Raw genomic sequence first — 13,899 nt, 5'->3', positions numbered from 1 at the left:
GTTTGTCCGTCATCCCGCGAAACAGGAAATGCCAGAACACCATGATCAGGATAAACGGCAGCAGCCAGCCCAGCAGGCTGTTCATAAAAGTGTTTTCGTTGATTCCGGTAAACCCGACGCCCGATTGAGCGAGATCCACCGCCAGCGCCGGATCGACCCTCACCGTGGAAAACCGGTCGCGTCCGTCGATGGGCGCTTGCAACTTGCCGCTGATCTGGTCCTTTTCGACCCGCAAATCACTGACCTTTTGCTCGTTCAGCAGTTGCAGAAACTGACTGTAAGGGATGCTCTGCACAGCACGACGGTCGATAAACAGGAATTGGACGAGGGTGAGTACGACAAATGCGATCGCGAAGTAAGACAGGTTCCACTGGTGAGTTTTTTTCATGACCTTGGCTCAAAGAGGGGAGACATGGGTATCACCCGGGGAGGGCGCAGATTTCCCCGGGTCATTGGCTCAGGCAATCAGCAAATGATCATCAACCTGCCTCACACCGGGCACTGACCAGGCAGCACGCTCCGCTATCTGGCGCTCGCGCCACAAATGAACCCTGCCTTCAAGCTTCACAACGTCGCCTTCGACCTTGACCTGAATACCCTTGGCATCGATTTCGGCATTGCGCTTGAGGGCCTCTTCGATACGCTGTTGGACATCGGCCACGTTCACCCGCGCACGAAGGGTCAGCCGGTTGTCTATGCCGACCACTCCCGACAATTTGTGCACCGCCCGCTCCACGGTTTCTTTCTGGCATTGCCAGTCCACTTCGCCCTCAAGGGTGATCCACCCGTTCTGCACCGTGATTTCGATGTCTTCCTCGGGTACGTCGGAGCTCCAGGCGATGATGTTCAAGGCGCGGGCTGCGATGGTGTCATCCTCCGTGCCAGCGTTTTTCTCCGGCCTGACCTGGATTTCTTCGGCCAGCGCGCGTACCCCTTGGATGCTTTTTACCGCGCGTTCTGCGTTGATTTTCTGCGCGTAGCTCTTGACGTGCCCGGAGAGCGTGACGACGCCGTTGTCCACGGTCACACCGATGTTGGCAGCATCGATGTCAGGCTGGAATTCAAGCTCTTCCAAAATATGTTGACGCAGACCCAAGTCGCTCATGGTGATGCCCTCTGTCTGATGCGTGGGTTACACGGGACCGCAAGTCTGGCCCGGTCAGTTTTTTCTACACTGGAACGACGCCAGGACATTGAGCTAAATCAACAAGGCTTCTGTGAGTGGGTCCGGCGATCACTAGCCGGTCATTAGTTGACAAAAATCAGAGCCCCACGGCGATAAGGCCAATACTGTTCATTACAGCCTGACGCTTTCCTGCCGCGATGAACCGAGGGGAAAGCCATGGATAAGCGTTTATCCGTCGGGTAAAGCGCTATCCGGCATGAGGAAACGACGATGCGAATGACATTTCTCGGGGCGGCGGGCACGGTGACCGGCAGCAAGTACCTGCTGGAACATCACGACCACCATGTGCTGATCGATTGCGGTTTATTCCAAGGCTATAAGCAACTGCGTCTGCACAACTGGGACCCTTTCCAGGTACCGGTTCGCGACCTCGACGCCATCGTGCTGACCCATGCCCATCTGGACCACAGTGGCTACTTACCGGTGCTGGTGCGTAACGGTTATCGCGGGCCGGTGTATGCCACCCCCGCGACCTGTGAACTGGTGAAAATCCTGTTGCGCGACAGTGGCCGCTTACAGGAAGAAGAGGCCGAGTTCGCCAATCGCCATGGCTTCTCCAAACACACGCCGGCGCTGCCGCTTTATACCGAGCAAGACGCCGAACAAGCGCTGAAATTATTGCGGCCGGTGGAGTTGCACCACCGAGTCCAGATTATCCCGGGCATGAGCATCCTGTTGCGCTGCGCCGGACATATACTGGGCGCCGCCACGGTGGAAGTGGTGGCCGATGGCATTACGCTGGTGTGTTCCGGAGACCTGGGGCGGCCGAACGACCCATTGATGTTCGCCCCGGAAACCATCGAGCAGGCCGATTACCTTTTGGTCGAGTCGACCTACGGCGACCGCCTGCACCCCGTTGAGTCCCCGGAGGAGCAACTGGCGCAGGTCATCACTCGCACCGCTTTGCGCCACGGCATCACGCTGGTGCCATCGTTTGCGGTCGGACGTGCGCAATTGCTGATGTATTACCTGTACAGGCTCATCCAGAAACGGGCGATCCCCAACCTGCCGATCTACCTCAACAGCCCCATGGCCACCGACGTCACGCGCCTGTACCAGCGTTTTCGCAGCGAACACCGGCTGTCACCGCAGGAATGCGAAGGCATGTGCCATGTCGCGCATTTTGTACGCTCGACCCGGGACTCGATCGAACTGGACCAGCAGCGCACCCCGGCGGTGATCATCGCCGCCAGCGGCATGGCCACCGGTGGGCGCGTACTTCATCACCTCAAGGCACTGGCACCCAACCCGTTGAATACGCTGCTGGTACCGGGTTTCCAGGCGGGCGGCACGCGCGGTGCGCAAATTGTCGCGGGTGCGCCATCGGTGCGCATCCATGGCAAAGACGTGCCGATCCGGGCCGAGGTGGTGCCGATGGAAACCCTGTCCGCGCATGCCGATGCGGATGAAATCATGCAGTGGTTGCGCGGGTTCAAACAGCCCCCCAAACACACATATGTGGTGCACGGGGAACCGAATGCCTCGGATGTACTACGCCGGCGCATCAGCCTGGAACTGGGCTGGTCGGTCTCGGTGCCGGAGTACCGAGACAGTGTCGAACTCACCCGCATCGAACAGCCCTCAAGCCCATCACCCTGAGCAATAAATCCCCCTGGCCGGTTTCCCCTGCCAGGGCAGGGGATCGGCCAAACATTGTCCTGAGCCAACACCTCACGGTCAGGTCAAAAACGTTTTGGCAACATCCGCGTCAGCGTGTTGTCGCGCACCCAGTAATGATGGAAAAGTGCTGCGCAGGCGTGCAGGCCGATCAGCCAGTACCCGGCATTGCCCGCCCACTCATGCCAGTGTTTGAATTGCTTGGCCATCTCGGGATCCAGCGCCATGGGGGAGGGGAGGAAGAAATCGAAATACGGAATTGGCTTGCCGGCAGCACTGAGCATCAGCCAGGCAAACAGGGGGGTGGCGATCATCAGCGCATAGAGTGCCAAGTGGGTCAGGTGGGCCAATGCCGTATTCCAGGCGGGTGGATTGGGCAAGATCGGCGGGCGTTGTTTCAAACGACCCAGCAGCCGGATCCACACCAAGGCAAAAATAGCTATTCCGAACAAGGCATGGGTGCCCAGCAATGGTCCTTTCAATGCATGCCCTCGGGGCAGCATTCCTTTGAGCTCGATGCAGGCATAGACGCCAACAAACAGCGCCAGCATCAGCCAGTGCATAGTAATCGAGAGTTTTCCATACCGTTGTGCTAATGGATCGCGGGTCATATACGGGCCTCGTGAAGGTCATTGCCGGCGCCGACTCATTCGGGCCGTCTGGATCCGGCTTGTCACCGAACCGAACGGCGACAAACTGCCGGGTCAGTCTTAAGACAATCTGAAGATGCCCGGCCGGAGTCTATTCATTACCTTCAGATTCCGTTAAGAAACGCCTCCGATACTCCTCCAGACTTACCTTGGGAGGGGTGCTGTGAATGCCCGATTTCGACTGGAACATCCCTTTGCCTCTGCATTTCGGCCAAGCCGAAACACAACCGATGAGTCTGGCCAGAGCCGTGCCGGACGACCCTCAGCGTCCTGTCTTCGAAGCCTTTATTCAGCAAAGTTTCCGTAACGCTCATGGTGCCGATATCCGCCATTTCATGCCGGAATTGTTCGGCATGAGCAATGCGTCGGATGAACTGTGTGCGGTCGTCGGTGTTCGTCTGGCGAGTCACGAACAATTGTTTCTGGAGCGTTATCTGGACGAGCCGATTGATCCACTGATCAGTGCTGCAGCCAATCAACCGGTCGACCGGGCCGGCATTGTCGAGGTGGGCAACCTGGCCGCCAGCGACACCGGCAGTGCGCGAATGAGCATCATCACCATCACTTATCTGCTGGCCATGGGCGGTCTGGAATGGGTGGCCTTCACCGGCAACATTGGTTTGGTCAACAGCTTTCATCGCCTTGGCTTGAAGCCGGTGACCCTGTGCGCGGCTGACCCTGCGCGGTTGGGCGATGACCGTCACAGTTGGGGCAGTTACTACGAGAGCAAGCCTTGGGTCCATGTCGGCAACATCCGCGCCGGCTTCATTCACTTGCGCAACATCGGGATGTTCAATCGCTTGGGGTTGCCGTCCTCACTTGAGGAATCCAGCCATGTCGCCTGAACTGGAGCGTTTCCGACAGACCTTGCGCAGTCATGCCGAACGCAAGGCTAACGCCATTGCCTTGTGGGGCGATCAACTGAAACTGGACTATGCCACGCTGTATGCCGAGATCGTGGATCGCCAACAACGACTGCGTGATGAAGGGGTCAGCGTGGTGGCTCTGGCTTTGGATAATGGCCCCGAAGCCATGCTCTGGGACCTGGCCGTGTTGTTCGAAGGCCTGACCTGCCTGACGTTGCCGCCATTCTTCAGCCCGGCTCAACGCAACCATTGCCTGGAACAGAGCCAGGCCGAACGGGTGATTGCCGAACCGGAACTGGAAGCCGAGCTGCAATCGGCTGGCTACGAAAGAGCGGGGGAGTTCTGGCGCCGCACCTTCAACGGCCCGAATCGGATGCCCGAAGGGACCGCCAAACTGACTTTCACCTCGGGCACCACTGGCACACCCAAAGGCGTGTGCCTGAGCGCCGAGAGCATTGTGAGGGTCGCCCGGGAGCTGGATCAGGCAAGCAAACCCACTAATCCACAGCATCATTTGGCCCTGCTGCCCTTGGCAATCCTGCTGGAAAATCTGGGCTGCTATGCCGCGTTGTATGCCGGCGCAACCTTGAGCCTGCCCAGCCAGAAAACCCTGGGTATTCAAGGCGCCAGCGGCGTTGATGTGCCACGCCTGCTCGGCTGCCTGGCCAGCCGTGCGCCCGAGAGTCTGATCCTGGTGCCGCAGTTGCTGCTGATGCTGGTCAGCGCTGCCGAACAAAAAGCCTTTAATCCCCAATCGTTACGTTTTGCCGCGGTAGGCGGTGCGCGGGTTTCCGAAGAGCTGCTGCGTCGTGCGCAACGCATCGGCCTACCGGTTTACGAAGGCTACGGACTGTCGGAATGCGCGTCGGTGGTGTGCCTCAATCGACCAGAAGCACGCCGCCCCGGCAGTGTCGGTCGGCCGCTGCCCCATGTACAGATTCGCCTGGCCGATGACGGCGAAGTGCTGATCAAGGGGTCGACCTTGCTTGGCTATCTGGGCGAGACGCCGCAAACGGATGAATGGTGGCCCAGCGGTGATCTCGGTGAGTTCGACAACGAGGGCTTTCTCTACCTCAAGGGGCGCAAGAAGCATCAATTCGTCACCAGTTTCGGCCGCAACGTCAACCCGGAGTGGGTCGAGGCCGAATTGACCCAACGTCGTGATATCGCCCAGGCATTCGTCTACGGCGAAGCCATGCCGCACAACCATGCGTTGCTCTGGCCCCATCGCCCGGATTGCACCGACGAAGCACTGGCCGCCGCCGTCGCCGAAGTCAACGGGGTCTTGCCCGATTACGCCCAGGTGCATCACTGGACCCGTCTGGATCAACCTTTCACACCCGCCAATGGCTTGCTCACTGCCAATGGTCGACTGCGCCGCGATGCCATCGTCCAGCGTTACCGGGCCCAACTGACTGAATCCGAACTTTCCGAGGACTCTGCATCATGAGTTTTTTCGACACGCTGCAAGAAGCTACGCAACAAGAACGTCACGAACTGTTCAATCTGCCGATCATCCGCGACGCCCTCGAGGGCAATGTCAGCCTGGAAAGCTACCGGGCCTTCCTGACACAAGCCTATTACCATGTGCGCCATACCGTGCCATTGATGATGGCCTGTGGTGCGCGCCTGCCATTGCGTCTGGAATGGTTACGCAAGGCGGTTTGCGAGTACATCGAGGACGAATACGGTCACGAGAAATGGGTACTCGACGACATCGCCGCCTGCGGTGGTGACAAGGATGCGGTGCGAGATGGCCGTCCATCCTTGCCAATCGAGCTAATGGTCAGTTTCCTCTACGACCTGATAGCCCGGGACAACCCGGTCGGTCTGTTCGGCATGGTCAACGTACTTGAAGGCACCAGCATCGCCCTGGCCACCCATGCCGCGGGCAGCATTCGCGCACGCCTTGACCTGCCGGAAACCGCTTTCAGCTACCTCAGCTCCCATGGTTCGCTGGATATCGAGCACATGAAGACCTACCGCCGCCTGATGGACACCCTTGATGATCCCGCCGACCAGAGCGCTGTGATTCACGCCTCCAAGGTGGTGTACACGCTTTACACCGACATGTTCCGCGGTTTGCCGCGTGACGGGGAGAACGTGCATGCGCCTGTCTGACGCTCGAGTGGTATTGACCGGTGCCAGCGGCGGCATCGGCCTGGCGATCGCTACTGCGCTGTGCGCCAGCGGGGCCAAGGTATTGGCGGTGGCTCGGCATCGGGAACCGTTGCAACCCTTGCTCGAACGCTACCCCCAACAACTGTGCTGGCTCAGCGCCGACCTGACCTTGCTCACCGAGCGGCACAAAGTATTGGCCGCCGCTGAAGCCATCGGCGGTATCAATTTGCTGATCAATGCCGCCGGGATCAATCACTTCGCCATGCTCGAACAGCTGGATGACAGTGATATCAACGCGATGCTGGCGGTGAACATCAGCGCGCCGATCTGCCTGACCAAAACCTTGTTGCCACTGCTCAAGCAAGCCGAGAGCGCGATGGTGGTGAACGTCGGGTCGACCTATGGCTCGATCGGCTATCCCGGTTATGCCAGTTATTGCGCCACCAAGTTCGCCCTGCGCGGCTTTTCCGAAGCCTTGCGCCGGGAACTGGCCGATACTCGGGTCGGCGTGTTGTACGTGGCTCCCCGCGCCACCCGCACAAGCATGAACAGCCCGGCGGCGCAGGCCTTGAATGACGCGCTCAAATCCAATGTCGACGACCCGCAAAAAGTCGCTTCCGCCGTGATGCACGCCATCGCCGGCGACCGCCGTGATTTGTACCTGGGCTGGCCAGAGCGCTTTTTCGTGCGCCTCAACAGCCTGCTGCCCAATCTGGTGGACCGAGGCTTGCGCAAGCAATTGCCGCTGATCCGTCGCCTGAGTCAGAAACCCGACAACGAGAATCTCGAACCATGAAAAAAATCGCCGCTTGCCTGCTGCTGGGCGTCTTGAGTCAGAGCGTTTGGGCCTTGGATAACGCTGACCAGCAACGCCTCAGTGGCATCCAGCAAAGTTGGGCGCACATTCAATACGAACTGCCCGTCGAGCAACGCACTGCAGCCTTCGAAAAACTCGCCGCCCAAACCTCAGCCTTCACCCATGAACGCCAATCAGTGGCCGAGGCCTGGATCTGGTCCGGCATTGTTACCAGCAGTTGGGCCGGTGCCCAAGGCGGGCTCGGGGCGCTGAGCAAAGCCAAGGCGGCAAAGGTCGATCTGGAGAAAGCCCTGGCCCTGGACCCCAAAGCGCTTCAAGGTTCGGCCTATACCAGCCTCGGGGCACTGTATGATCGGGTACCGGGCTGGCCCATCGGCTTCGGCGACTCGGACAAGGCCGAACAGTTGCTCAAAGAGGCCTTGCTACTGAATCCGACAGGCATCGATAGTCTGTACTTCTGGGGCGATCACCTTTACCGTCAAAAGCGCTATGGTGAAGCTAAAGATGCACTGCAAAAAGCCCTGCAAGCGCCGCCCCGTCCAGGCCGGGAAAGCGCCGACGCCGGACGCCGCAAAGAGATCGAAGCGTTACTGGTGGACGTGAACAAGAAACTCAACTGACAGGAGTCCGTGTGCGCTTATTATTGATTGAGGATGACATGGCCCTCGGCGAGGGTATCCATCAAGCCCTGGGCCGCGAAGGTTATACCGTCGACTGGTTGCAGGACGGTAGTAGCGCCTTACATTCACTGCTCAGTGAAACCTTCGATCTGGCGGTGCTCGACCTGGGTCTGCCGCGCATGGACGGGCTGCAAGTGCTACGTCGCTTGCGCGAGAGTGGCTCCAACCTGCCGGTGCTGATCCTCACCGCCCGGGATGCGACCGAAGACCGCATCGCCGGGCTGGATTCAGGGGCCGACGATTACCTGATCAAACCCTTCGATCTGGCTGAACTCAAGGCGCGCCTGCGGGCGTTATTGCGGCGCAGTGCCGGTCGCGGCCAAGTGCTGATCGAGCATGCGGGCATTAGCCTGAACCCTGGCACGCAGCAGGTCAGCTATCACGGTGAGCCGGTGTCGCTGACGCCCAAGGAGTATCAACTGCTGCATGAATTGCTCTCGCCACCGGGTCGGGTCATGACCCGCGATCAGTTGATGCAGTTGCTGTACGGCTGGAACGAGGAAGCCGAAAGCAACACCCTGGAAGTGCACATCCATCACCTGCGCAAGAAGTTTTCCACCGACCTGATCCGCACCGTGCGCGGTGTCGGTTATCTGGTAGAGGAACATCGATGACCTCGATCCGGCGTCGCACGCTGACGCTGATCATCGGCCTGATGCTCGCCGGCCTGGGGGTGATCAGCGCGTTCAATCTGCACGACAGCAACCACGAAATCGCTGAAGTGTACGACGCCCAACTGGCCCAGAACGCTCGACTGTTGCAGGGCGTAATGCGCATGCCCATGGCCAGCAAGGAACACGCTGAACTGTATCAGGCGTTCAACATGACCTTGAGCGAAGCGGTGCCGAGAGTCGATGGTCATCCGTATGAAAGCAAGATTGCCTTTCAGGTCTGGAATCGTCGGGGTGAAATACTGGTTCACACCGCCAGCGCTCCGTCCTTCACCGCGCCGCCCTCCAATACCGGCTTCAGCGATGTGGTGGACCTGAACAACCGCCACTGGCGTGCGTTCATACTGGAAGACAAACACAATGACTTACGGATTTGGGTCGGCGAGCGGGAGGATGTGCGTTCGGACCTGGTGGACCGGATCATGCTCCATACCCTGTGGCCCAATATAGTGGGCAGTCTGATTCTGGCGGCGATGGTCTGGCTGGCCATTGGCTGGGGGCTCAAACCCCTGGCCGATATGGCGGCGACGCTGCGGGCACGGCACAGTGGCTCTCTGGAACCGCTGCAACTGACCCCGCTTCCCAGCGAACTGGAACCGATGCAGGCAGCGCTCAATCGCATGCTCGCGCAGATTCAGGAAGTACTCGGTCGCGAAAGACGCTTCATCGCTGATGCCGCCCATGAAATGCGCACGCCCCTGGCGGTGCTGCGGGTGCATGCGCAAAACCTGCTGGAGGCCGGAACCGAGCAGGAGCGTCGCGAATCGCTCGAGTTTTTGATTGCCGGGGTCGACCGTACCAGTCGCCTGGTCAATCAATTGCTCACGATGGCTCGTATGGAGCCGCAATCAGGTATGCGTACACCTCAATACATTGATCTGGCGGCCACGGTTCGTGAAAGCCTGGTTCAGCTGACACCCTGGTTATTGAGCAAGGGGCTGGAACTGATTTTCGATGTTAGCGATGAAGTGAATCTGGTCAGAGTTGACGTTCCGGCCATCAATATTGCCTTGAATAATTTAGTGACCAATGCGGCAAACTTTTCTCCTCCCCACGGGCTGATTACCGTTCGACTGGTCAAAAAAGAAGATCACTACGAGTTGTCGGTCGAAGACGAGGGGCCCGGAATCGACGAAGCTGAGCACGATCGTCTTTTCGAGCGCTTCTATAGCCGTAAAAATGATCAGGGGGTAGGGCTGGGACTGACCATCGTGCAGGCCATCGCGGCCCGCTTGGGGGGACAGATCCGATTAGAGAATCGCAGCTCTGGAGGTCTGCGGGCCACCTTGGAAATCTGGCGATTTTAGCCTGAGTGTTCACATTTAAAGCGAAGCTTTTGGCCAAACTACAAGCGCATGATGCAAATTTTGGCGCATTGCGGCCAGAGCCACCTATGCTCTGAACAAGGTCACCGATCAATGTCAGCTGGAGCATGGTCTGGCTCGGCGATATGCCGTTGGGACAGAGCAAATCCACATCAGGCACATGAACTTCCGGTCAGTTCGATAATGCCTGGATTCAAGTCATTTGACCGGAAACATGACCTGGCGCTTCTGACGCCCTGCAACCGAAAAAATGACTTAAACCATGGAGCACACACCACTATGAACTTGTCCCGAAAACTGTTTGTTGGCGCTGCACTGGCCAGCCTGCTACTGGGCGGTTGCACCTCGAAAGTCACCGAGCGTGAGCAGTATTCCGGCTTCCTGTCCAACTACAACAACTTGCAAGAGGTCACCACCACCAGCGGCGAAAAAGCCATGCGCTGGGTGAGCCCGTCCTGGAATTCAAATGCCTATAACACCGTGGCCTTCAACAAGCTGGAGCTCTACCCGGCGCCCCAGCCGAACGAGCGGGTTAACCGGCAAACCCTGGACGAGTTGCAGAACTACATGACCAGCAAGGCCAAAGGCGTTCTGGGGCAGAAATATCGGGTTGTATCGAGCGCAAAATCAGCACCTGCCGGCTCTAAGACCTTGATCATGCGCGCGGCGATCACCGGGGTGAATGCCGAAAACGAAGGCATGAAGTGGTATGAAGTGGTTCCGATCGCCGCCGTCGTGGGAGGTGTTTCCGCTGCCAGTGGTCATCGCGATCAGGAGACCACTCTGTTCATTGAGGCGGAGTTTATCGACGCCAGCAGCAACCAGACCGTGGCCAAAGTCGTGCGCAAGGTTTTCGGCAGCACACTGGAAAACACCAGCCAGAAAGTCACCACCAAGGATTTCAAAGTGGCGATCGACAAGCTGACCAGTGATTTGCAAGCTTTCATCAAGTAACTGAAAGCAATGTGTCAGCAGGGTTTTTGAGAGTGTGCGGAGAAAAAAGATCAGAAACCCGCTGCCATCGCTTACGAAAATGACACCGGGATTCTTTGTCGTACCTATCACCCCTCATGCAGAAGGATCGCTTCTGCATGAGGGGTGCAACGACTCCATCCCGGCGTGGGCAAGCCTCGCTACTCCTGATCTGCAGTGACCACCTTCCAACTGTCATCTGGATCAAAGCGCTTCATCGACTGAGCCAATTTTTCACTATCGGGGCCCAAGTCTTTTTCGAACACCTGTCCTTCATGGCTGATCATAAAACTCATCACCCCGGTGTCATCGTATTTTGCCGGCCAGGCGATCAGTGCAAAGCCTCGGCTCATCTTGTCACCGATGTAGTAGCTGTAGGCGCCACCAGGTGCCGAAGGACCTTGGCCATCGAGGATGCGGAAGTGGTAACCATGCCAGTCTTCGCCGGTAATGGTATTGCCGAACAAGGGACCCAACGGGCTGATCTGACCGCTATCGTCGTCTGCCCAATAGAGTCCATCGTGCTTGCCGGTGGTGCTGAAGAGTTTCTGCGCGTACTCGAGTGCGCCATCGCCATCACGATCCACTGACGCATAGTCCATCTGGGCATCGTGATAGGTCAGCACCGATTGCAATGCGGCGAGTTCGTTGCGGCCAATCCGACGCGCACGGACTTCAGCGCTACCGGCCTTGATGTCGAAACGCCAACCGCTCGCGCTTTTTATCATGGGGATGGGCAGTGTCCAGTGATCACTGCCGACCGAAAGGATCGCCGTGTGGTCGCCGGTTTTTTCAATGGCGTGTTGCTCGCGGTATTGCTTCAAAAACGCATCCACATCGCTGCGCTGCACGCCATCACGCGGAATGAAACTGCGCCATTCATGACCCAGCAGTTCTGTCAGGCGTGCCTGATCGACGTGTTCCGTACCCAGAGCTTCGACGAACGCTTGAGCGGCCTTTTCGGGCGTTGTAAATGCCTGCTGTGCCATAACAATGCACGACCACGCCAGGCCGGAAGCTATCGCCAAGACATGGGGGAGCAAGCCCATAAGTGCCTTCACTCGAGGATTGTTTTTCAACGACGGCCCCCCCTTTGACGCGCAGGTGGATTGGACGGCCGACTGACCTGATGGCTGGCTGGTCGCGAGGCGGCGGGGCGCTGGGCGGATGCCTGGCTGACCCGGCCACGACTGGCTTGTGCGTTGACCTGGGACGGTGAACGCGCGCCGGCGAATGCATTGTTGCGAGCACTGCCTGGACTGGCGGATGGCTGTTTTTTCGTTGTTTGGCGTGCCTGCGTGTTGCCCTGTTCGCGCTGATTCGCCTGAGTGGTCTGTTTTCTGGGCTGCTGACTCTCCCGAGTGTTTCTGGCAGTGTTCTGGCTCCTGTCAGACGACTTTGGTCTGTCTGTACCTGCTCGATTGCCAGCCGAGATACCGGCCTGGGCATTGCGCGCTGAATCACGGGCTTCGCGGTTGCTGGTGGCAGGTCGTTCGATACCGTGCTTGTCCATTGAACCACGGGCTTTTTCACGAGCCTGGGCTCGCTGAGCATTGTCCCCTCGATAGGCCTCACGCTGATTGGCGCCGTCCAGTTGTCGGCCGTACTGTTCGCGGCTCCTGCTGTCTCGATAGGGAACGCCATCGCGATGAGCGGCGTTGTGCTGCCACTTGTTCTGATTATTGGTGATCTGATTATTGCGATTGATGTTGTTGTAGCGTTCGACGTTGATGTCGACGTCGTTATTGCCCCAGTCACTTTCACCCCACAACGAGCCGATGATCGCCACACCGGTACCAAACGCCAGCCCGGCCATCAACGCCGAACCGGGGTAATAGGCTGGCGGCGGTGGATAGTACACGGGAGGCGACGCCGGATAGGGCCAGGTGCCGTAGGTTGTTGTCGGGTTATAACTGGGTACGTAAACCACCTGCGGATCAGAGGGCTGAATGATGATAGTGGAAGTGCTGCCGGCAGAGGCTGGTGCTGGTGCTGGTGCTGGTGCTGGTGCCGCGACGGGCTGAACCGTCACGTTCTGATATTGATTGCTCTGCAGGTTGCCAGCTGCTTGCGCCTGATGACGCAAACGTTGCACGCCCACCATGACATCGTCGGGCTGCGCCAGGAAGGCATCACCCAGGCGTTGCACCCAGACGGGATCCTGTCCCAGCATTGCCAGAACTTGTGGGAAGGCGACCAGCGACTGCACGCTCGGATCCCAGGGCTGGCTAGCCACTTGTTTGACCGCATCATCGCCCTTGGCGTCCGGGTGTGCTTTAGACCAGGTTACCGCCTCGGCGACTTCCCCGGGGTACGTGGTGGCCATCAGTACCTGTGCCAGCAGCGGGTCCGGGTAAAGCGCAATGGGAGCCAGCACTTGATCCAGCTGCTCCTGGGTAAACACGGCATCTTTGGCAGGCGTCGTGACGGGCGCTGTATTGGCAGCATTTGCTGTCGCGGTTGGAGTCGCATCCAATGGCTGCGCGAGGCAGGAAGATCCGCTCAAAAGCAGTGCAGCTGACACCGCGTAAAACAATGGAATGTGCATTGCACCCCCATGTAATCAGGCAGGTTGGTCAAACAGAGCATCCGGTTTATTCGAAGTGTTCGGGATTGACCGAGTCCCCCGATTTCCTGTTCATCTTTACTCGCACATCTTCGAACATGGCATCGTAGTGCTTGTGAATCGAGCCGATGTTGCTGTACGCCTTGGGAATGCCGTACTTCTCGGCAATTTTCGTCACATTGCTGGCGAAGTTGTAGGCCTGATCCTTGGGCAGGAAGAACGGCTCGTTCAGCGCCTTGCCCTGGATGCTGCCATGCATGGTGAACAGTATCCCTTTGCCTTCCTTGGGGTCCTGGCTGACTTCATAGTCGATATACACATCGTAGCTGACATCATCCTTGTTCAGCGCATGACGCTCGATGTGCAGGTGACCGGGTTCGAACGTGGCCATTGGCGTTTTCTCCTTCGAAGGCAGTGGAAAGGGGGCA

At 58.4% G+C, this 13,899-nt stretch carries 15 protein-coding genes and 1 pseudogene; 10 read left to right on the top strand and 6 right to left on the bottom strand.

The genetic code is table 11. The features are described 5' to 3' along the window. On the bottom strand, positions 1–388 hold a 388-nt coding region (locus tag KGB14_RS20820), incomplete at its 3' end, for an ATP-dependent metallopeptidase FtsH/Yme1/Tma family protein (RefSeq protein ID WP_223488577.1). Between the two features lie 69 nt (positions 389–457). Then, on the bottom strand, positions 458–1,105 hold the full coding sequence (locus KGB14_RS20815; protein WP_223488576.1) for a BON domain-containing protein: 648 nt from the start codon (positions 1,103–1,105) through the stop codon (positions 458–460). Between the two features lie 291 nt (positions 1,106–1,396). Between KGB14_RS20815 and KGB14_RS20810 the strand changes: the two genes are divergently transcribed. Beyond that, complete coding sequence (locus KGB14_RS20810; protein WP_223488575.1) at positions 1,397–2,785, top strand: MBL fold metallo-hydrolase RNA specificity domain-containing protein; 1,389 nt, start codon at positions 1,397–1,399, stop codon at positions 2,783–2,785. An 83-nt stretch (positions 2,786–2,868) separates the two neighbouring features. Here the strand turns inward: KGB14_RS20810 and KGB14_RS20805 are convergent, their stop codons facing one another. Next, on the bottom strand, positions 2,869–3,414 hold the full coding sequence (locus tag KGB14_RS20805) for a cytochrome b (RefSeq protein WP_223488574.1): 546 nt from the start codon (positions 3,412–3,414) through the stop codon (positions 2,869–2,871). Positions 3,415–3,620: 206 nt separating this feature from the next. On the opposite strand from KGB14_RS20805, the gene KGB14_RS20800 reads away from it, so the two are divergent. The 9 genes and pseudogenes from KGB14_RS20800 to KGB14_RS20760 all read left to right on the top strand — a co-directional run bounded on the left by KGB14_RS20800 (position 3,621) and on the right by KGB14_RS20760 (position 10,887). Further along, positions 3,621–4,298, top strand: a complete 678-nt coding sequence (locus KGB14_RS20800; RefSeq protein WP_223488573.1) for a thermostable hemolysin — start codon at positions 3,621–3,623, stop codon at positions 4,296–4,298. Further along, positions 4,288–5,769: an AMP-binding protein gene (locus KGB14_RS20795; protein WP_223488572.1), complete on the top strand. Its 1,482-nt coding sequence runs from the start codon at positions 4,288–4,290 to the stop codon at positions 5,767–5,769. Before KGB14_RS20800 ends, KGB14_RS20795 begins: the two co-directional genes overlap by 11 nt. Continuing rightward, a complete protein-coding gene (locus KGB14_RS20790) occupies positions 5,766–6,440 on the top strand; it encodes a TenA family transcriptional regulator (protein ID WP_223488571.1) in 675 nt (224 codons plus the stop codon). Before KGB14_RS20795 ends, KGB14_RS20790 begins: the two co-directional genes overlap by 4 nt. Continuing rightward, on the top strand, positions 6,427–7,236 hold the full coding sequence (locus KGB14_RS20785; protein WP_223488570.1) for an SDR family oxidoreductase: 810 nt from the start codon (positions 6,427–6,429) through the stop codon (positions 7,234–7,236). Before KGB14_RS20790 ends, KGB14_RS20785 begins: the two co-directional genes overlap by 14 nt. Continuing rightward, positions 7,233–7,877, top strand: coding sequence for a hypothetical protein (locus KGB14_RS20780; RefSeq protein WP_223488569.1), 645 nt, complete (start codon positions 7,233–7,235; stop codon positions 7,875–7,877). The genes KGB14_RS20785 and KGB14_RS20780 overlap by 4 nt, the downstream gene beginning before the upstream one ends. A gap of 11 nt (positions 7,878–7,888) precedes the next feature. Further along, positions 7,889–8,551, top strand: a complete 663-nt coding sequence (locus KGB14_RS20775) for a response regulator (RefSeq protein ID WP_223488568.1) — start codon at positions 7,889–7,891, stop codon at positions 8,549–8,551. Beyond that, positions 8,548–9,915: a sensor histidine kinase gene (locus KGB14_RS20770; protein ID WP_223488567.1), complete on the top strand. Its 1,368-nt coding sequence runs from the start codon at positions 8,548–8,550 to the stop codon at positions 9,913–9,915. The genes KGB14_RS20775 and KGB14_RS20770 overlap by 4 nt, the downstream gene beginning before the upstream one ends. Positions 9,916–9,976: 61 nt before the next feature. Next, positions 9,977–10,165 (top strand): annotated as a pseudogene (locus KGB14_RS20765) (transporter); the annotation flags it as partial. Between the two features lie 47 nt (positions 10,166–10,212). Further along, positions 10,213–10,887, top strand: a complete 675-nt coding sequence (locus tag KGB14_RS20760) for a DUF3313 domain-containing protein (protein WP_223488566.1) — start codon at positions 10,213–10,215, stop codon at positions 10,885–10,887. A gap of 179 nt (positions 10,888–11,066) precedes the next feature. Here KGB14_RS20760 and KGB14_RS20755 read toward each other — a convergent pair whose 3' ends face one another. The 3 genes from KGB14_RS20755 to KGB14_RS20745 are packed head-to-tail and all read right to left on the bottom strand — an operon-like array spanning position 11,067 to position 13,862. Further along, positions 11,067–11,954, bottom strand: coding sequence for a DUF2950 domain-containing protein (locus tag KGB14_RS20755; RefSeq protein ID WP_223488580.1), 888 nt, complete (start codon positions 11,952–11,954; stop codon positions 11,067–11,069). Positions 11,955–11,980: 26 nt separating this feature from the next. Continuing rightward, positions 11,981–13,453: a DUF3300 domain-containing protein gene (locus tag KGB14_RS20750; protein ID WP_223488565.1), complete on the bottom strand. Its 1,473-nt coding sequence runs from the start codon at positions 13,451–13,453 to the stop codon at positions 11,981–11,983. Between the two features lie 46 nt (positions 13,454–13,499). Further along, the gene (locus KGB14_RS20745) at positions 13,500–13,862 is read right to left on the bottom strand and encodes a DUF5064 family protein (RefSeq protein WP_223488564.1); all 363 of its coding nucleotides are present in this window, start codon (positions 13,860–13,862) and stop codon (positions 13,500–13,502) included. Between the last annotated feature and the right edge of the window lie 37 nt (positions 13,863–13,899).

This window comes from Pseudomonas sp. A-RE-19, assembly GCF_019956555.1.
In the GTDB taxonomy this organism is placed as follows: domain Bacteria; phylum Pseudomonadota; class Gammaproteobacteria; order Pseudomonadales; family Pseudomonadaceae; genus Aquipseudomonas.
This window is presented reverse-complemented; position numbering and strand designations above follow the sequence as displayed.